The sequence below is a fragment of the Streptomyces sp. NPDC005728 genome (genome assembly GCF_040630895.1).
Taxonomy (GTDB): Bacteria; Actinomycetota; Actinomycetes; order Streptomycetales; family Streptomycetaceae; genus Streptomyces.
Genome location: NZ_JBEXYL010000051.1, coordinates 24,751 through 41,916, shown reverse-complemented (window position 1 = coordinate 41,916; position 17,166 = coordinate 24,751). Strand labels below are relative to the sequence as shown.

General features: G+C 70.8%; 15 protein-coding genes and 1 pseudogene. 6 read left to right on the top strand and 10 right to left on the bottom strand.

The window, feature by feature from the left end:
- Positions 1–77 precede the first annotated feature (77 nt).
- Positions 78–1,157, bottom strand: coding sequence for an aspartate-semialdehyde dehydrogenase (locus tag ABZ471_RS29200; protein WP_359070477.1), 1,080 nt, complete (start codon positions 1,155–1,157; stop codon positions 78–80).
- Positions 1,157–2,434, bottom strand: coding sequence for an aspartate kinase (locus ABZ471_RS29195; RefSeq protein ID WP_359070475.1), 1,278 nt, complete (start codon positions 2,432–2,434; stop codon positions 1,157–1,159). Before ABZ471_RS29195 ends, ABZ471_RS29200 begins: the two co-directional genes overlap by 1 nt.
- 203 nt (positions 2,435–2,637) lie before the next feature.
- Between ABZ471_RS29195 and ABZ471_RS29190 the strand changes: the two are divergent.
- Positions 2,638–3,657: pseudogene (locus tag ABZ471_RS29190) on the top strand (HAMP domain-containing sensor histidine kinase); the annotation flags it as partial.
- Here ABZ471_RS29190 and ABZ471_RS29185 read toward each other — a convergent pair.
- The 3 genes from ABZ471_RS29185 to ABZ471_RS29175 all read right to left on the bottom strand — a co-directional run bounded on the left by ABZ471_RS29185 (position 3,623) and on the right by ABZ471_RS29175 (position 5,266).
- Positions 3,623–4,129, bottom strand: a complete 507-nt coding sequence (locus ABZ471_RS29185; RefSeq protein ID WP_359070473.1) for an SgcJ/EcaC family oxidoreductase — start codon at positions 4,127–4,129, stop codon at positions 3,623–3,625. The pseudogene ABZ471_RS29190 and the gene ABZ471_RS29185 sit on opposite strands and share 35 nt — an antisense overlap.
- Positions 4,130–4,240: 111 nt before the next feature.
- A complete protein-coding gene (locus ABZ471_RS29180; protein WP_359070472.1) occupies positions 4,241–4,423 on the bottom strand; it encodes a hypothetical protein in 183 nt (60 codons plus the stop codon).
- A gap of 171 nt (positions 4,424–4,594) precedes the next feature.
- Positions 4,595–5,266, bottom strand: coding sequence for a TetR/AcrR family transcriptional regulator (locus ABZ471_RS29175; protein WP_359070470.1), 672 nt, complete (start codon positions 5,264–5,266; stop codon positions 4,595–4,597).
- Between the two features lie 134 nt (positions 5,267–5,400).
- Here ABZ471_RS29175 and ABZ471_RS29170 point away from each other — a divergent pair, with 134 nt between their 5' ends.
- The gene (locus tag ABZ471_RS29170) at positions 5,401–5,802 is read left to right on the top strand and encodes an ester cyclase (RefSeq protein WP_359070468.1); all 402 of its coding nucleotides are present in this window, start codon (positions 5,401–5,403) and stop codon (positions 5,800–5,802) included.
- A 252-nt stretch (positions 5,803–6,054) separates the two neighbouring features.
- On the opposite strand, the gene ABZ471_RS29165 is transcribed toward ABZ471_RS29170, so the two are convergent.
- From ABZ471_RS29165 to ABZ471_RS29155, 3 genes are read right to left on the bottom strand one after another with little or no spacing between them, the layout of a single operon-like run.
- Entirely contained in the window at positions 6,055–6,714 is a 660-nt protein-coding gene (locus ABZ471_RS29165; protein ID WP_359070466.1) for a DUF5063 domain-containing protein, read from the bottom strand.
- Complete coding sequence (gene recR, locus ABZ471_RS29160; protein ID WP_359070464.1) at positions 6,707–7,306, bottom strand: recombination mediator RecR; 600 nt, start codon at positions 7,304–7,306, stop codon at positions 6,707–6,709. The genes ABZ471_RS29165 and recR overlap by 8 nt, the downstream gene beginning before the upstream one ends.
- Positions 7,307–7,361: 55 nt before the next feature.
- Complete coding sequence (locus tag ABZ471_RS29155; protein ID WP_359070508.1) at positions 7,362–7,706, bottom strand: YbaB/EbfC family nucleoid-associated protein; 345 nt, start codon at positions 7,704–7,706, stop codon at positions 7,362–7,364.
- Between the two features lie 276 nt (positions 7,707–7,982).
- On the opposite strand from ABZ471_RS29155, the gene ABZ471_RS29150 reads away from it, so the two are divergent.
- Entirely contained in the window at positions 7,983–8,732 is a 750-nt protein-coding gene (locus ABZ471_RS29150) for an SLATT domain-containing protein (RefSeq protein WP_359070461.1), read from the top strand.
- A 34-nt stretch (positions 8,733–8,766) separates the two neighbouring features.
- Here ABZ471_RS29150 and ABZ471_RS29145 read toward each other — a convergent pair whose 3' ends face one another.
- Together ABZ471_RS29145 and ABZ471_RS29140 are read right to left on the bottom strand one after the other, a co-directional pair.
- A complete protein-coding gene (locus ABZ471_RS29145) occupies positions 8,767–10,296 on the bottom strand; it encodes a substrate-binding domain-containing protein (protein ID WP_359070459.1) in 1,530 nt (509 codons plus the stop codon).
- Between the two features lie 129 nt (positions 10,297–10,425).
- Positions 10,426–12,408, bottom strand: coding sequence for a protein kinase (locus tag ABZ471_RS29140; protein ID WP_359070457.1), 1,983 nt, complete (start codon positions 12,406–12,408; stop codon positions 10,426–10,428).
- Between the two features lie 188 nt (positions 12,409–12,596).
- On the opposite strand from ABZ471_RS29140, the gene ABZ471_RS29135 reads away from it, so the two are divergent.
- From ABZ471_RS29135 to ABZ471_RS29125, 3 genes are all read left to right on the top strand, one after another.
- Positions 12,597–13,952, top strand: a complete 1,356-nt coding sequence (locus tag ABZ471_RS29135) for an aspartate aminotransferase family protein (RefSeq protein ID WP_359070455.1) — start codon at positions 12,597–12,599, stop codon at positions 13,950–13,952.
- A gap of 111 nt (positions 13,953–14,063) precedes the next feature.
- Complete coding sequence (locus ABZ471_RS29130) at positions 14,064–14,759, top strand: GntR family transcriptional regulator (RefSeq protein ID WP_359070453.1); 696 nt, start codon at positions 14,064–14,066, stop codon at positions 14,757–14,759.
- Entirely contained in the window at positions 14,756–17,161 is a 2,406-nt protein-coding gene (locus ABZ471_RS29125) for a dolichyl-phosphate beta-glucosyltransferase (protein ID WP_359070451.1), read from the top strand. The genes ABZ471_RS29130 and ABZ471_RS29125 overlap by 4 nt, the downstream gene beginning before the upstream one ends.
- Positions 17,162–17,166: the final 5 nt, after the last annotated feature.

The following is a 17,166-nucleotide window of genomic DNA, read 5'->3' as shown; positions in this document are numbered from 1 at the left end:
CTGCTGCCGAGGTTCAAGGTTCAAGTGGTTTGGACCATGCTCCCGGCCACATTTCTTACATGGATCCTACAAACATCTCACGCGTGTGGGGAGGGTTCCCCGGTCAACTCCGCCGCCACCAGTTCCGCGATCTGCGCGGTGTTCAGCGCGGCACCCTTGCGCAGGTTGTCGCCGCAGACGAAGAGTTCCAGCGCGGTCGGGTCGTCGAGGGCCCGCCGCACCCGCCCGACCCAGGTCGGGTCGGTGCCCACCACATCGGCGGGGGTGGGGAACTCGCCGGCGGCGGGGTCGTCGCAGAGCACCACCCCGGGAGCGGTGGCGAGGATCTCGCGGGCGCCGTCGACGGTGACCTCGCCCTGGAAGCGGGCGTGGACGGTGAGCGAGTGCGTGGTGATCACGGGTACCCGGACACAGGTCACGGCGACGGGCAGCGTCGGCAGTCCGAGGATCTTGCGGGACTCGTCCCGCACCTTCATCTCCTCCGACGACCAGCCGTCCTCCCGGAGCGACCCGGCCCAGGGGACCACGTTCAGCGCGACCGGCTCGGGGAAGGGCCCGGTGTCGTCCCCGACGGCCCGCCGTACGTCGCCGGGTTTGGTCCCCAGCTCGGTCCCGGCGACCAGGGACAGCTGGGCCCGCAGCGTCTCGACGCCCGCGCGGCCCGCCCCGCTCACCGCCTGGTACGACGACACCACCAGCTCGCGCAGCCCGAACTCGGCGTGCAGCGCGCCGAGGGCGACGATCATCGACAGGGTCGTGCAGTTGGGGTTGGCGACGATCCCGCGCGGCCTGCTCCGCACCGCGTGCGGATTGACCTCGGGGACGACGAGCGGCACGTCCGGGTCCATGCGGAAGGCACCGGAGTTGTCGACGACGACCGCACCGCGCGCGGCGGCGATCGGCGCCCACTCGGCGGCGACCTCGTCGGGCACGTCGAACATCGCGATGTCGACCCCGGCGAAGGCGTCCTCCGTCAGGGCCTGGACCTCGACCTCCTCGCCGCGCACGGCCAGCTTGCGGCCGGCCGAGCGCGGGGAGGCGATCAGACGGATCTCGCCCCAGATGTCCGCGCGCTGGGACAGGATCTGGAGCATGACCGCGCCGACGGCTCCGGTCGCACCCACGACCGCGAGCGTCGGCTTCCCGGTCGGCGCCATTACCGGCCCGTGCCTCCGTAGACGACGGCCTCGTCGGTCTCGGAGTCGAGGCCGAAGGCGGTGTGCACGGCACGCACGGCCTCCGGCACGTCGTCGGCGCGGGTGACGACGGAGATGCGGATCTCGGAGGTGGAGATCAGCTCGATGTTCACGCCCGCGTTGCTCAGCGCCTCGAAGAAGGAGGCGGTGACGCCCGGGTTGGTCTTCATCCCGGCGCCGACGAGGGAGATCTTGCCGATCTGGTCGTCGTAGCGCAGCGAGTCGAAGCCGATGCCGTGCTTGTTCTTCTCCAGCGCGTCGATGGCCTTGCGACCCTCGGTCTTCGGCAGCGTGAAGGAGATGTCGGTCAGCCCCGTGGAGGCCGCCGACACGTTCTGCACGACCATGTCGATGTTGATCGCGGCATCGGCGATGGTCCGGAAGATCGCGGCGGCCTCGCCCGGCTTGTCCGGCACGCCGACGACCGTGATCTTGGCCTCGGAGGTGTCGTGCGCGACACCGGAGATGATGGCCTGCTCCACCTTCTTGTCCCCTTGCTCGATCGGCTCGCTGCTGACCCACGTGCCCTGCAGCCCACTGAAGGAGGAGCGGACGTGGATCGGGATGTTGTAGCGGCGGGCGTACTCCACACAGCGGTGGAGCAGCACCTTGGATCCGGAGGCCGCCAGCTCCAGCATGTCCTCGAAGGAGATCCAGTCGATCTTCTTCGCCTTCTTCACCACGCGCGGGTCGGCGGTGAACACGCCGTCGACGTCGGTGTAGATCTCGCAGACCTCGGCGTCGAGGGCGGCCGCGAGCGCCACGGCGGTCGTGTCGGACCCGCCGCGCCCCAGCGTGGTGATGTCCTTCTTGTCCGCGCTGACGCCCTGGAACCCGGCGACGATCGCGATGTTGCCCTCGTCGAGCGCCGTCCGGATCCGGCCCGGCGTGACGTCGATGATCCGGGCTTTGTTGTGGACCGAGTCGGTGATGACGCCTGCCTGGCTGCCGGTGAACGACTGTGCCTCGTGGCCCAGGTTTTTGATCGCCATGGCCAGCAGGGCCATGGAGATACGCTCTCCGGCGGTCAGCAGCATGTCGAACTCCCGGCCGGCAGGCATCGGTGAAACCTGCTCGGCGAGATCGATCAGCTCGTCCGTCGTGTCGCCCATCGCGGAAACGACGACAACCACCTGGTTGCCGTTCTTCTTCGCTTCCACGATCCGCTTGGCGACGCGCTTGATGCCCTCGGCATCGGCTACGGAGGAGCCTCCGTACTTCTGCACGACAAGGCCCACGTGCGCTCCTCGCTCGGTTCGTTTGTGTCGGCTCAGTCTAACGAGCGTCCGAAATCCACCCCCCTGCTCCCGCATGGTGAGACGTCAGGCGCTCGCCCCGAACCTGCCCAGTGCACGGCACGCCACGCGAAACGTGCCCCGGCTCACAGTGACCACTGTGAATTAAGTTTCAAGCACTAAGGTGCGGGGCGTGCGCGTACCTCATCTGGGGCCCCCAGCTGGTGATCACGATCCCGGCGAAGGACGGCGACCGGGTGGTGGGCGCCGTACGCATCGTCTACTCCACCGGCAGCCTCACCCACAGGCTGTGGATCATCTGGGGCTTCCGGGCGACGCTGGCGGTCGCCGTCCTGGCCGTGGCGGCCCTGATCGGCGCGATCGTGGCCCGCCGCCTCACCCGCCCCCTGCGCCAGCTCAACGACATGGCGAGCAGGTTCAGCGACGGCGACCTCACGGCCCGCTCCCCGGTCACCGGCCCCCCGGAGACACAGACCCTGGCCCGCACCCTCGATCAGGGCGCCGAACGCCTGGACACCCTGGTGGCGTCCCAGCGCATCTTCGTCGCGGACGCCTCCCACCAGCTGCGCACCCCCCTCACGGCGCTGCGCCTGTCCCTGGACAACATCGCGGACGGCGTGGACGACGAGTTCGTCCGGGAGGACGTGGACCAGGCGACGGCCGAGGTGGTCCGGATGAGCCGCCTGGTCAACGGCCTGCTGGTGCTGGCCCGCGCGGAGGCGCAGGTCACGGCGGCGGAACCGCTCCCGCTCGGCGACATCGTGCGCGAGCGTCTGTCCGTGTGGAGACCGGCCGCCGACGAGCGCGGAGTCCACATCGCGCTCAGGGGGAGTGCCGACGGCCGGCCGACTGTGCTGGCCAGTCCCGGTCATCTGGAGCAGGTGCTGGACAACGTGCTCTCGAACGCCCTGGAGGTCTCACCCGACGGCGGCACGATCACGGTGCGGGTGGAGTCCGGCCCCGACGAGGTGACCCTCTCCATCCTGGACGAGGGCCCAGGGATGACGGACGCCGAGAAGTCCCGCGCCTTCGACCGCTTCTGGCGCGGCCAGGGCCTGACCGGACGCTCCGGCTCGGGCCTGGGCCTGGCCGTCGTACGACAACTCGTGACGGACGACGGCGGAACGGTGACCCTGCGGGACGCTCCGGGAGGCGGCCTGTGGGTGTCGATCACCCTTCGGGCATCGCCGAGGAGTGGTGGTTGACGATGAGCCACTGCCCGCCGCGCTTCTCGTACTCGTAGGTGTAACGGGCCTCCACGGCCCGCTTCTTGCCGGTCTTCGGGTCGGTCAGGGTGAACCGGTAGATCCCCGTGTCGATGGCGGAGTTCCGGTCGAGCACGTACACGATCGTCCGGACCTTCTTGCCCACCGGCCTGTTCGCCAGGAAGTGCTCGAAGTAGTCGACGATCTCGTCGTGGTCGGTGCGGATCCTGTTGGAGACAGCGGGCAGCAGGACGGCATCGTCGGCGTACAGCTTGGCCACCCGCTCCGGGTCGCCGGTCTGCAGGGCGGCGTTCCACCGGTCGAAGAGCGAGGCGACCTGTGCCTTGCTGGGCTTCGCCTCGGGCCGCGGCCCGGCCGCGCTGACACCGGCGGTGACGGAAGCGGCGGTGACCAGGGCGGCGCCGGTGACGACGGCGGCACGTATACGGGTCTTACGGCTCTTGCTGTTCATCGCTGACTCCAGTGCGAGGTCGCCTTGTTCGAAGTGACTCCAGACTCGCTTCGCACCGGTTAGGGCCCGTGCAGCGGACGTACAGGGGATGTACAGCACTTCGCCAATTCCTCAGCCGACGGGCCTTTTCCCCTTCACGAGACCGACCCCCGCCCCGACCGACACGACGCCCATCCCGACGGCGGTCGCCACCCCCTGCGCCCCGTCGACCACGAAAGGCGCGGCAACGGCGACGACGGCATTGAAAAGGAACAGAAACCACAGAACGGGCTTGGAATTGAGCAACGACTTCATTCGATTTCCCTCGTTTCGTGTCTCGTTGATCTCGTTGATCTCACTGACCTGGCGAAATCAAAGATCCCGGCTCACGGATCTCGAAACGAGGGAGCGCACTCCCGAAACGAAGGTGTAGGCGGCTACACCACTACTCGGCGAAGGGGTCCGGGGCGCCGAAGCCACCCCGCCTCACCCACGCACAGACCCCGACTCACGAAGTGCCGTCTCCAGCAGTGCCCCCGCCGCCCAGCGCATGACGCCTTTCGCCTCCTCGGGGTCGAGGCCGCAGGCGTCGCGGGTGGTGACGAGGGTCTCGACGCCGTAGACCAGCATGAGCGCCATGGTCAGGCGGCGGTGTTCGGCGGGCGGGAGGGTGCCGGCGAGGGGCTCCAGGGCGGTGCGGGTCAGATCCAGTCGGGTGCGGTTGCGAATGGGCATCTCGTCGCCCTGCTCGCCGCCCTTCTCAGCCTGCTGGAGCCAGCGCTCCATCGAGGCCCGCAGCAGCGCCCGCCACATGGCCTCGTCCCCGAACTGCATGTCTGCGACCCGGGAGACGAGCGTGTCGAGCCGCTGCGCCGGGTCGGACGGCAGGTCGGCCAGGACATCCGGGGTGCGCAGCAGGGTCTGGGCCTCCTGCAGCAGCTCGGGCGGGCTGGAGAAGTACCGGTAGGCCGTGGCCGTGGACACCTGTGCCGCCTCCGCGGCATCGGCGATCGTGACCGTCCGCCCCTCGCGCAGCAGCGTGACGGCGGCGTCGATGAGGGCGCGCCGGGTGCGCAGCTTCTGATTCCGCCGCCCGTCACCCACGCCTCGCACGCCTTCTCGCACGCCCTCCGTGCTCCGCGCGCCCCCGCCACTCATGAGAGTCTCCTCTTGTCGTGAGACATGATTCTCATTACGGTAGCACTGTCTCACTACGGGGGCCGCGGCCCGCCCCGGGCGCGCGGCGCGAGAAGAGAGGGGACTCCATGTCCTCCACGACCACACCCGCGGAAATGGAAACTCTGATCCGGGCGCACATGGCCGCCGAAGAGCGCGGGGACCCGGAGGGATCGGTCGCCGTCTACACGGACGACATCGAGCACGACGTCGTGGGCGACCCCGGCGGCCCGAAGCACGGCATCCCGGCGGCGCTGGAGTTCTACCGCCAGCTGTGCAAGGACTTCCGCAGCGAGAAGGAGGAGCGGACCCACACGTACTACTCCGACGACGCCGTCACCATCGAGAACGTGATGACGGGCACGGTCCCGGGCTCCTTCCTCGGAATCCCCGGCAACGGCCGCCGAATCACCTTCCGCATCCTGCACGTCTTCGAGTTCCGGGAGGGGAAGGTCTCCCGCGAGAACGTGTGGCTGGACAGCGCCTCGGTCATCGCCCAACTGACGGCTCCCGCCTAGCCGTCAGCGGCAGAACACCGGACACCGAGCCTCAGTCGACGTACTCCACGGCTTGATCCGCAGGTCAGAGCGGTAGCTTGAGGCTTCACGAGTCGGCCGAGTCACCCCGGCTCGGGACACGCGAGCAAGAGAGCAGGGCTGGGGGCCACGGGTAGCCATGACGGAACCGCTGGGATACTGGACACTCTGCCCCGGGTGCCCGGCCTCGTCATGAAACCCGAGGCCGAGGACCGGCCGGCGCCGTGATCGGGGCTACTTGGCCGGGCGCATCCCCAGTGGGCCGCCGATCTCCTCGGCCATGACCTTGCCCGCCTCGAACTCCAGGGTTTCGTCGCCCATGGACTGGTCGGTGTCGAGGCCGTCGAGTTCTTCCAGGGGCTGGTTGAGGCGGACGTGGGCGACCAGGGACTGGAGGGCGCGGAGGGCGGCGGACGCGGTGCCGCCCCAGTTGGAGAAGTAGGAGAACTGCCACCACCACAGGGCCTCCGTGGTGCGGCCCGCGCGGTAGTGGGCCATGCCGTGGCGGAGGTCGGTGATCACGTCGGCGAGGTCGTCGGAGATACGGGCCGGGACGGGCGCCGTGCGGGGTGCGTAGGGGTCGAAGACCTCGGAGTAGACGTCGATGGGGTCGAGGAGACGGGCCAGGTTCTCGCGGAGTTCGTCCACGTCCGGCTCGGGACCCAGGTCGGGCTCGTAGCGCTCGTCGGGGACGATGTCCTCGTGCGCGCCCAGGCGGCCGCCGGCCAGCAGGAGCTGGGAGACCTCCAGGAGGAGGAAGGGAACGGCCGAGTCGGGCTCGTCGCCCTTCGCCACCTCCGTGACGGCCACCAGGAAGCTCTCGACCTGGTCCGCGATCTGGACCGCGAAGTCGTCCGGGTTCTGCGACGTGGCGTGCAGCGTGGCGTCAGACATCTAGGAGTCGTCTCCCCTCGAAGGCGCGGCCGAGGGTGACCTCGTCCGCGTATTCCAGGTCGCCACCCACCGGGAGGCCGCTGGCCAGGCGGGTGACCTTCAGGCCCATGGGCTTGATCATGCGGGCGAGGTACGTGGCCGTGGCCTCGCCTTCCAGATTCGGGTCCGTGGCCAGGATCAGTTCCGTGACCGTCCCGTCGGCCAACCGCGCGAGAAGTTCTCGTATACGCAGGTCGTCGGGACCGACACCCTCGATGGGGCTGATCGCGCCGCCGAGGACGTGGTAGCGGCCGCGGAACTCGCGGGTGCGCTCGATGGCGACGACGTCCTTGGGCTCCTCGACCACGCAGATGACCGTGGAGTCGCGGCGCGGGTCGCGGCAGATGTTGCACAGCTCCTCCTGTGCCACGTTGCCGCAGGTCGCGCAGAAGCGGACCTTCGCCTTCACCTCGAGGAGGGCCTGGGCGAGCCGACGGACGTCCGTCGGCTCCGCCTGCAGGATGTGGAAGGCGATCCGCTGCGCGCTCTTGGGACCGACGCCGGGCAGCCGCCCCAGCTCGTCGATGAGGTCCTGGACCACGCCTTCGTACAACGGACTGCCCTTCCTGGAGTCTTTCAGTACGTACCGTAGTTGGCCGCGGCCCGTCTTAGAAAGGCAGGCCGGGGATACCGCTGCCGCCGCCCAGGCCCTGGGCCAGCGGGCCGAGCTTCTGCTGCTGGAGCGTCTGCGCGTTCTCGTTGGCCGCCTGCACGGCCGCCACGATCAGGTCGGCGAGGGTCTCGGTGTCCTCCGGGTCCACCGCCTTCGGGTCGATCTTCAGGGCGCGCAGCTCGCCGGAGCCGGTGACGGTCGCCCGTACCAGGCCGCCACCCGCCTGCCCGTCGACCTCCGTGTTCGCCAGTTCCTCCTGCGCCCGCTGCAGGTCCTGCTGCATCTTCTGGGCCTGCTGGAGCAACTGCTGCATGTTGGGCTGGCCACCACCGGGGATCACGATCAGCTCCTGGTTCTTCGTCCGCACCGCTGTTTCTCCGTTGTGCACGAGCCTACGTGGTCTACGCGGCCATCGCCCCGCCACTCTTTCGAGTGAGAAAGGGGGCAGGCCTATACCTGATCAAGGCCCTCTTCCGGGCGGAAAAGACGGGAAAGCTACGTCCCCGCCACCCATTGGGCGGTAGGAAGGGTGGCGCGCGTCGGCATGCAATGTCACGCAATGTGACCGGTCGTTCTCAGTGTCGTGTTCGGTGTCGTGTTCAGTAGGGAGTGCCGGGTGGGTCAGCCGGAGATGCAGCCCGAGGGTCCGCCTCAGGACGGGTGGGGCGAGGGCGCGGCCGGGCTGCGGCCGGGCGATCTGACCGGGCGGGCGTTTCCGCTCGGGGACTGGGGGGAGCCCGCCGAGCGGCTCGACGAGCTGTACCGGTGGGTGGAGCTCGGGGCACTGCAGACGGCGGCCTGGTATCTCGCGGACCGGGTGTGGAAGCGGCGGGGGGCGCGAGCGCTGCGGGCCGGGGCGGCGGCGGGGGCGGTCTGCGGGGCAGCGCTGCCGTTGCTGGATCTGACCGGGGCGGTCGGCGGGGTGGCGCCCTGGGGGTATCTGGCGCTGATGCTCGCGGTGGCCTGTGTCGGGGTGGACCGGTTCTTCGGGGTCACGTCCGGGTGGATAAGGGATGTCGCCACCGCGCAGGCCGTGCAGCGGCGGTTGCAGGCCTTGCAGTTCGACTGGGCGTCGGAGAGTGTGCGCGAGGTGCTGGGACCGGCGGAGGGGACGGCCAGTGAGGCCGCCGAGCGGTGCCTCGGGGTGTTGCGGCGGTTCTCGGAGGACGTGACGGAGCTGGTGCGGACGGAGACAGCCGACTGGATGGTGGAGTTCCGGACGGGGTCGGCACCGCTGGGGATCCAGGCGGCGGTGGCTTCCGGGGCGCGGGCGGAGACGGGCGGATCCGTGGGACGCTTTCCGCTCCCACCGGCGAACGGAACCCGCCCGAACATGCCGCGACAGCGACCGCCGGAGCCTCGCTAGGGCCTGTCCGGGAGCCCCGCCCGCAGCCGGACGCCTACGCGCACAGTTTCATTCCCTCCGGCGTCCAGCAGGGCACGTGGCCGTGGGTGCGGATGATGTCCTGGCCGATCCCCCGGGACAGGTACGTCAGGAAGCTCGAGGCCAGGGAGTCCGCGGGGGGCTGGCCGTAGGTGTAGGCGTACTCGATCTCGCGGTACGGGTACGGGCTGTGGCCGTGTTCGATCGCGTCCACCGAGGGGGCCTTGGTGTCCAGGCTCAGGACGTGCAGGCCCTTGGCCCGGGTGGCCAGGTTCAGCTCGCTGTAGCCGAGGGCACCGGGAAGCCGGGCCACCTCGGTCAGCACCTGGTCCGTGGAGTCGAGTTCGCAGCGGGTCACCGGTGCCGTCGGGTCGTCCTTGTGCACGCAGTCGACGGAGGAGTTCGCCATCTCGCCACGGCCCAGGACACGCCGCTGGAAGACCTGCCGCGTCCCCGAGTTGGCGTCCCGGCTGACCAGGTGCACGGCCAGGGAACGGCCGCCCAGCTGCCGCCAGTCGGTGATCTCACCCCGGTACAGACGGCGTACGTCCGCCGTCGAGAGGTTCTTCAGACCCACGTCGTCGTTCACGACGAGCGCGAAGACCGACAGCGCGACGCGGTTCTCGCGCAGCTCCGGCATGCCGGTCGGCTTGGGGCCGTCGGAGAGGGCCACCAGCGGCGGCGAGCCCTTCCCCTTCGCCTGGACTCCGGTCGACTCCAGCTCCCTGATGCCTGCTGTCGATCCATGCGCGTCCACCGTGACGGCCGCGCCCGCGCAGCTCTCCTCGTACCTCTGCGCCACCTCCCGCATCACCGGCGCGAACGCGGTCGACCCCGTGACCGTCAGCGTGCCCTTCGCGCAGCCGATCGGCGGTGGTGTGTCGTCGCGGGCCACCACGATCGCGGCCAGGGTCACGACGCTGACCGTGAGCATGATGGTGATGAGCCGGGACGCGCGGCTGAACAGCGGCGGCTTGTCGTCGGGCGTGGCGCTGCGGTTGGGATGGACCTCGCCGTCCCTGATCCCGCCGACGATCCGGATCTCCCGGCCGACGTCCCCGCCGGACAGCAGCACCAGCAGCTTGAAGTGGTCTCCCCTGTTCAGCGGGACGCGGGGGATGCGCAGCGTGTTGCCCGCGTAGCCGAAGCCGCGCTCGGCGGTGAAGTGGTCCATCAGGTGGTCGGTCTCGGTCGGCTGGGTGACCGAGACGCCGCGGACGGTACGGTCGGTGAACACCGCGGTCAGACCGTGGAGTTCGGGGCTGGTGTAGTCGTCGCGGTCGATGCCCTGCGAGCCGTCGTTCTCGATGCGGAGCAGGACGAGGGTCGCGTCGGACATGTCCGGCGCCTCGTCGAACAGGCCGAGCCGGCGGTTGGCCCGGCCCGAACGGACGTCGTCGCCTATGGGGTTGTCCATCTGCACGCGGTAGCCGACGCGCTTGCGACGCGGCACCCGGCGCTCGTACCAGACCATGCCCGCGGACGCGACGATGCCCAGCACCGCCGTGCCGACGGCCACGATGTTCTCCGTGCTCAGCCACTCCATGTGGGTGCCCCCGCCACTCCCCGGAGTCGGATGGTGGGGTCACCGTACGCGCGGGGAAGGGGACGAACCGGATGCGTTCGCCTAAGTTCGCCCAACGTTCAACAGCCCCGGGAGGAACGGGAGTTCATCTCATTGCTTGGTGTACGTCAGGCTCTCTCCGCCGCTCTTCTTCACTCGCTTCAGCCGGCCGTCGGACAGCAGGGTGACCTCGGTGGCCTCGCCCGGCGAGCAGGAGGAGAGGGGCTCGCCGGAGGAGACCGTGGACGGGCCGATCTCCAACGAGCCGCCGCTGCCGGGCTGTTCGGCGAGTTTCGCCTCGAAGACACAGTGGTACGAGCCGCCGCCCTCGGTGGGGCCGTCCGCGACGAGGGTGAGGACGGTGTCGCCCACCTGGCCCTGCTGGATGGTGAGTCGGCGGGTGTTGGAGCCGGTGGCGTTGTCGATCGTGGTGTCCCAGGTGCCGAGGTAGGCGTCGGGGACCACGCCGTCCGTGGGGGCGGAGGAGGTCGGGGCCGAGGTCGTCGGGGCGGTCGGCTGGGACGTGCCGGTGCCCGGTGAGGTCGTGGTGCTGGTCGGGGCGGGGTTGACCGTGCCGCCGCCGGTGTCGTCGCCGCCGCGGTTGATCAGGGCGTACACCGAGCCGCCGGCGCCCAGTGCGACGACCAGGGCGATCACGACGAGCAGGGCGGTGGAGCGGCCGTTTCTGCGATCGGGCTCCTGCGGGGGGCCGTAGGGCGGGGTGCCCACCGGCGGGGGGCCGTACGGCGGGGTGGAGGCGAGGCCTCCGGCGCCGTAGGGGTTGTACGGCTGCGGGGGGTAGGGGTGCTGCTGGGGGTAGCCGTACGGGCTGGGGGCGCCGTAGGTGGGAGGGGCGGGGGGTGGTGTCGGCGCGGAGACGACGGTCGGGAGGTGGTGGACCGGCCGCTGCGCGGGGATGTCGTCGGCTGCGGGTGCGTGCTCGGGTGCGGGTGCGGGTGCGGATGCCCGGCCTTCGGCCGGGTTTGGGTTCCCACCCGCACCACCCGTACCACTTTCGTCGTCACGTGCGGGTGGCCCCTGTGGGGCGAACCCGCCGGCGGCTGCAGGTGAGCCTGGAAGGACGGAATCGGCGCCGGCCGCTGCGGACTCGGCTGCGGCCGGAGCAGGCCCCTGCGGTGGGGTGGCGGGTGGTTGGGGTGGGAGGGACGTGGTTTCCGGGTCTTCTGCCTCCAGGAGTTGGACCGCGTGGCGGCCGAGCTGTGCCACCAGGGCGCTCGGCAGCCAGGGATCCCGGGAGCGGCCGCCGGAGACCGTGTCCTCCGCGCCCGTCCGTTCGAGGATGCGGTCCAGTGAGGGGCGGGCGGCGGGGTCCTTCTTCAGGCAGTCACGGACCAGGTCCGCGATGCCCTCCGGCACCCCCTCCAGATCCGGCTCCTCCTGGGCGATCCGGAACATCAGGGCATGCACCCCGCTGTTCGCACCGCCGAAGGGCAGCACACCGGTCGAGGCGTAGGCGAGCACGGAGCCCAGGCAGAAGACGTCGCAGGCGGGCGTGATCCGGTCGCCGCGCACCTGCTCGGGCGCCATGAAGCCGGGCGAGCCGACCAGCGACCCGGTACGGGTCAGCCCGTCCCCGGCCAGCGTCTCCATCGCCCGCGCGATCCCGAAGTCGATCACCCGCGGCCCGTCGATGGTGACGAGCACGTTGGACGGCTTCAGGTCCCGGTGCACGATCCCCGCCGCATGGATGTCCTGCAGCGCGTGCGCGAGCCCCGCCGCGAGGATCCGTACCGACCGCTCGGGCAGCGCCCCGTGATCGCGCCCGACCACCTGCTGCAGGCTGGGCCCGGCGACGTACCCGGTGGCCACCCAGGGCACCGCGGCCTCGGTGTCCGCGTCCAGCACGGGCGCGGTCCAGTGCCCGCCGACCCGCCGCGCGGCCTGCACCTCCTGCCGGAAGCGCGCCCGGAACTCCTCCTGCTCGGCCAGTTCCTCGCGCACCAGCTTCACCGCGACGGTACGGCCCCGGTCCGACCGGGCCAGGTACACCTGCCCCATACCGCCCGCGCCCAGCCGCGCCAGCAGCCGGTACGCGCCGATGCGCTGATGATCCCCCGGTCCCAGCTTCTCCATCCCCGCGCCGCCTTCCCCCCATAGGTCTGCAACGGACCGAGAATAGTGCGGTCGTACGGGGAGTCGCGCGGGCCCGGGTCTACGGTTCCGTAACGGCGGTGTCTTCGACAACCTGTCGCGGAAACCTCCCGCTCACGGAACAGGACGCCGATGTCGCGTCCGCATCCCGGACATTTACGCTCGCCCGCATGACCCCTCAGCTCAGCCCTCAAGCCGGCGCCGCGGTGAAGGCCGCGGACCGTGCGCACGTCTTCCACTCCTGGTCCGCCCAGGACCTCATCGACCCGCTCGCCGTCGCCGGCGCCGAGGGGTCGTACTTCTGGGACTACGACGGCAAGCGCTACCTGGACTTCACCAGCGGGCTCGTCTTCACCAACATCGGCTACCAGCACCCCAAGGTCGTCGCCGCGATCCAGGAGCAGGCCGCGACGATGACGACGTTCGCGCCCGCGTTCGCCGTCGAGGCGCGCTCGGAGGCGGCCCGGCTGATCGCCGAGCGGACCCCCGGCGACCTGGACAAGATCTTCTTCACGAACGGCGGGGCCGACGCCGTCGAGCACGCCGTGCGGATGGCGCGGCTGCACACCGGCCGGCCGAAGGTGCTCTCGGCGTACCGCTCGTACCACGGCGGCACCCAGCAGGCCGTGAACATCACCGGCGACCCGCGCCGCTGGGCCTCCGACAGCGGCAGCGCCGGTGTCGTCCACTTCTGGGCACCCTTCCTCTACCGCTCCCGCTTCTACGCGGAGACCGAGGAGCAGGAGACCGCGCGGGCCCTGGAGCACCTGGAGACGACGATCGCCTTCGAGGGGCCGGGGACGGTCGCGGCGATCATCCTGGAGACCGTGCCCGGCACCGCCGGGATCATGGTCCCGCCGCCGGGCTACCTGGCCGGGGTCCGCGAGATCTGCGACAAGCACGGGATCGTCTTCGTCCTGGACGAGGTCATGGCCGGGTTCGGCCGGACCGGTGAGTGGTTCGCGGCCGACCTGTTCGGTGTCGTCCCGGACCTGATGACCTTCGCCAAGGGCGTGAACTCGGGTTACGTGCCGCTCGGCGGTGTGGCCATCTCGGAGAAGATCGCGGAGACCTTCGGCAAGCGGCCCTACCCGGGCGGGCTCACCTACTCCGGGCATCCGCTGGCCTGCGCCGCCGCCGTCGCCACGATCAACGTGATGGAGGAGGAGGGCGTCGTCGAGAACGCCAAGCGGCTCGGCGAGAGTGTCGTCGGCCCCGCCCTCGCCGAGCTGGCCGAGCGGCACCCGAGCGTGGGCGAGGTCCGCGGCGTCGGCATGTTCTGGGCACTGGACCTGGTGAAGAACCGGGAGACCCGGGAGCCACTGGTGCCGTACAACGCGGCCGGCGAGGCGAACGCGCCCATGGCCGCGTTCACGGCCGCCGCCAAGCAGCACGGCCTGTGGCCCTTCGTGAACATGAACCGGACGCATGTGGTCCCGCCGTGCAACGTCACGGAGGCCGAGCTGAAGGAGGGCCTCGCGGCCCTGGACGCGGCGCTGAGCGTGGCCGACACCTACACGGTGTAGCCGAACCGCAGCTGCCGTCGGGGGAACCCGAACGCGTAAGGTGGCGTGCTCGTAAGAGATGGCGAGTACGTGCGAGTACGTCACCCATACGTGTGAGGAGAGGCCCGGACGATGCCCGGCAACGGCGCCGTGACGCGCAGCACCCTGCGCCAGCAGATCGCGGACGCGCTGCGTGACGAGGTGCTGGCGGGGCGGCTCCAGCCGGGCCGGGCGTTCACGGTCAAGGAGATCGCCGACCAGTACGGCGTCTCGGCGACCCCGGTCCGCGAGGCGCTGGTCGACCTGTCGGCGCAGGGCCTCCTGGAGGCCGACCAGCACCGCGGCTTCCGGGTCCCCGAGTACTCCCTCGACGACTACCGGAGCATGATCGAGGCCCGGAGTCTGGTCACGGACGGTATGTTTCAGGCCCTCGCCGCCCACCATCACCCGGCCTTCGCCGATCCCCGGGACACCCGGACGGCGGCGGCCCTGGCGGCGGTCCGCCGGCGTGGCGAGGAGGCCCAGCGGGCCGCGGCCGCCGGTGACCTCACCGTGCTGATCGGCTACGACCTGCGCTTCTGGCGCGAGCTGAGCGGCCTGTTCGGCAACCCCTACCTGGCCGACTTCCTGCACCGCCTGCGCGTCCAGTCCTGGGTCTGCGCGGTCCAGCACCTGCGCCGCCTCCCCGACGTACGCGGCCGCCTGTGGGCCGGCCACACCGAGCTGGTCGACGCGCTGAGCCGCCGCGAGACGGAGAAGGCCCGGGCCATCGTCGCCGCGGCCAACGCCCACTCCCTGGCCCTGGTCGAACGTCTGGCAGCCGAATGACCGACTCCGTCGACCTGTCCGTCGTCATCCCCGCCTACAACGAGGAACACCGCCTCGGTCCCACCCTGGAAGCCGTCATCGGCCATCTCGCCGAGAACGAGGGCAGCTGGGAGGTGATCGTCGCCGACGACGGCTCGACCGACGGCACCCGCGAGGTCGGCGCGCTGAGCCACCCGCACGTGCGCCTCGTCACCAGCCCGCGCAACCGCGGCAAGGGCCACGCCCTGCGTCTCGGAGTCGCCGTCTCCCGCGGAGCCCGTCTGCTGGTCACCGACGCCGATCTCTCCGCCCCGATCGAAGAGCTGGGGCGGCTGGACAAGGCCCTCAGCGAGGGCAACGCGGCGGCGATCGCCTCGCGGTCGGTGCCCGGCGCCGAGATAGCCGACCGGCAGCACCGGGCCCGCGAACTGCTCGGCCGCGCCGGGAACCTCCTGATACGCGCGACGGCCGTGCCGGGGATACGGGACACCCAGTGCGGGTTCAAGCTGTTCGAGGGCGACCGTGCCCGCGAGGCCTTCGGCGCCGCCCGCCTGAACGGCTGGGGCATCGACGTGGAGGTGCTGCACCACTTCCACCGCCAGGGCTGGCCGGTCGCCGAGGTCCCGGTCCGCTGGAGCCACCGGCCCGGCTCCAAGGTCGGCCCCCTGGACTACGTCCGCGTCCTCGCCGACCTGGCCCGCATCAGGGCCCGCGCCGTGCGCCCGGCCGACCTCCTGGCCGCCGTCCTCTTCCTGGTCCTGTCGGTGGCCCTGTACTCCGGCCGCTTCTTCGACCCCTCCCACCGCTATCTGACCGACTCCATGCAGGACCAGAACCAGTGGGAGTGGTTCTTCGCGGTCACCGCCGACAACGTCGCCCATCTCCGCAACCCGCTCTTCACCGATCTCCAGGGCTTCCCCGACGGCGTGAACCTGATGGCCAACACGGTCATGCTGGGCCTGTCCGTGCCCTTCACCCCGGTCACCCTCCTCGCGGGCCCCGCCGTCTCCCTCAGTCTCTGCATGGCCCTGGGGCTCGCCGGCACAGCTGCCGCCTGGTACTGGCTGATCGCGAAACGGGTCGTACGCCGACGGGCCGCCGCCTTCGTCGGCGCGGCCCTCGCCGCCTTCGCACCGCCGATGGTCAGCCACGCCAACGCGCACCCCAACTTCGTGGTCCTGTTCATGATCCCGCTGATCATCGACCGCGCCCTGCGCCTGAGCACGGGCGCCCGCGTGGTCCGGGACGGGATCGTGCTCGGCCTGATGGCGGCCTACCAGATCTTCCTCGGCGAGGAGCCGCTGCTGCTCGCGTCGATGGGGATGCTCCTGTTCGCCGCCGCCTACGGGGCCCTGCGCCGGGACGTGGCACGGGCGGCCTGGCGGCCGCTGCTGAAGGGCCTGCTGATCGCCGGCGCGGTCTGTCTGCCGATCGTCGCCTTCCCCCTGTACTGGCAGTTCTCCGGCCCGCAGAGCTACCAGGGCATCGCGCACGGCGACAACGCGGGCAACAGCCCCCTGTCTCTGCTCGCCTTCGCCGAGCGCTCCCTGATCGCGGGCGACGCGCAGATCGCGGGCCCGCTGTCCCTGAACCCGACCGAGCAGAACGCCTTCTACGGCTGGCCGCTGGTCGCCGTCGCCTTCGCGGTCGTCGTACGACTGTGGGAACGCGCCCTGGTGAAGGCGCTCGCGTTCACCGCGGTGGCTGCGGCGGTCCTCTCCCTCGGCCCGAGGATCCGCGTCCCGCTCACCGACCTCGTCTACCCCGGCCCCTGGGCCCTCCTCGCCCACAAGCCGCTGTTCGAGTCGGTCATCGAGGGCCGTGTGGCGATGATCTGCGCCCCGGCGCTCGGCATGCTCCTCGCGCTCGCCGTCGACCGTGCCGCCGCCTCCCGCAGCCCGGCCACCCAGTACATCGGCCTGCTGGGCGTGGCCCTCGCGCTGCTCCCGCTGGTCCCGGCCCCGCTGAAGGCCACGGACCGGGTCGCGGTGCCGGCGTTCATCACGGACAGGACGTACAGGTCGTACGTCCACGACGGCGAGACCCTGGTCCCGGTGCCGCTGCCCGACCCGGGCGCCGCCGAGGCCCTGCACTGGCAGACGGCCGCCCACCTGGGCTTCAAGCTGCCCGGCGGCTACTTCAACGGCCCCTGGGGCGACGAGCACATCGGCATCTACGGCGCCGCCCCGCGCTTCACCTCCAACATGCTCCGCGACGTCCGCTACACCGGCGTCGTCCCCGTGATCGGCAAGAACTGGCGGGCGCAGGCCCGGCAGGACTTCGCCTACTGGAAGGCGGGCGCCCTGGTGCTGGCCCCGCAGCCCAACGACGGCGCCCTGCGCACGGCCCTGAAGAAGCTGACCGGGCAGGACGGTAAGTGGACGGGTGGGGTCTGGGTATGGGACCTGCACAAGGGGGTCTGAGCGTG

What these genes read in the sequence shown, in the direction of transcription:
- ABZ471_RS29200 (WP_359070477.1), bottom strand. Translation starts at nt 1,157, where the DNA reads ATGGCGCCGACCGGGAAGCCGACGCTCGCGGTCGTGGGTGCGACCGGA.
- ABZ471_RS29185 (WP_359070473.1), bottom strand. Translation starts at nt 4,129, where the DNA reads ATGAACAGCAAGAGCCGTAAGACCCGTATACGTGCCGCCGTCGTCACC.
- ABZ471_RS29180 (WP_359070472.1), bottom strand. Translation starts at nt 4,423, where the DNA reads ATGAAGTCGTTGCTCAATTCCAAGCCCGTTCTGTGGTTTCTGTTCCTT.
- ABZ471_RS29175 (WP_359070470.1), bottom strand. Translation starts at nt 5,266, where the DNA reads ATGAGTGGCGGGGGCGCGCGGAGCACGGAGGGCGTGCGAGAAGGCGTG.
- ABZ471_RS29170 (WP_359070468.1), top strand. Translation starts at nt 5,401, where the DNA reads ATGGAAACTCTGATCCGGGCGCACATGGCCGCCGAAGAGCGCGGGGAC.
- ABZ471_RS29165 (WP_359070466.1), bottom strand. Translation starts at nt 6,714, where the DNA reads ATGTCTGACGCCACGCTGCACGCCACGTCGCAGAACCCGGACGACTTC.
- ABZ471_RS29145 (WP_359070459.1), bottom strand. Translation starts at nt 10,296, where the DNA reads ATGGAGTGGCTGAGCACGGAGAACATCGTGGCCGTCGGCACGGCGGTG.
- ABZ471_RS29140 (WP_359070457.1), bottom strand. Translation starts at nt 12,408, where the DNA reads ATGGAGAAGCTGGGACCGGGGGATCATCAGCGCATCGGCGCGTACCGG.
- ABZ471_RS29135 (WP_359070455.1), top strand. Translation starts at nt 12,597, where the DNA reads ATGACCCCTCAGCTCAGCCCTCAAGCCGGCGCCGCGGTGAAGGCCGCG.
- ABZ471_RS29130 (WP_359070453.1), top strand. Translation starts at nt 14,064, where the DNA reads ATGCCCGGCAACGGCGCCGTGACGCGCAGCACCCTGCGCCAGCAGATC.
- ABZ471_RS29125 (WP_359070451.1), top strand. Translation starts at nt 14,756, where the DNA reads ATGACCGACTCCGTCGACCTGTCCGTCGTCATCCCCGCCTACAACGAG.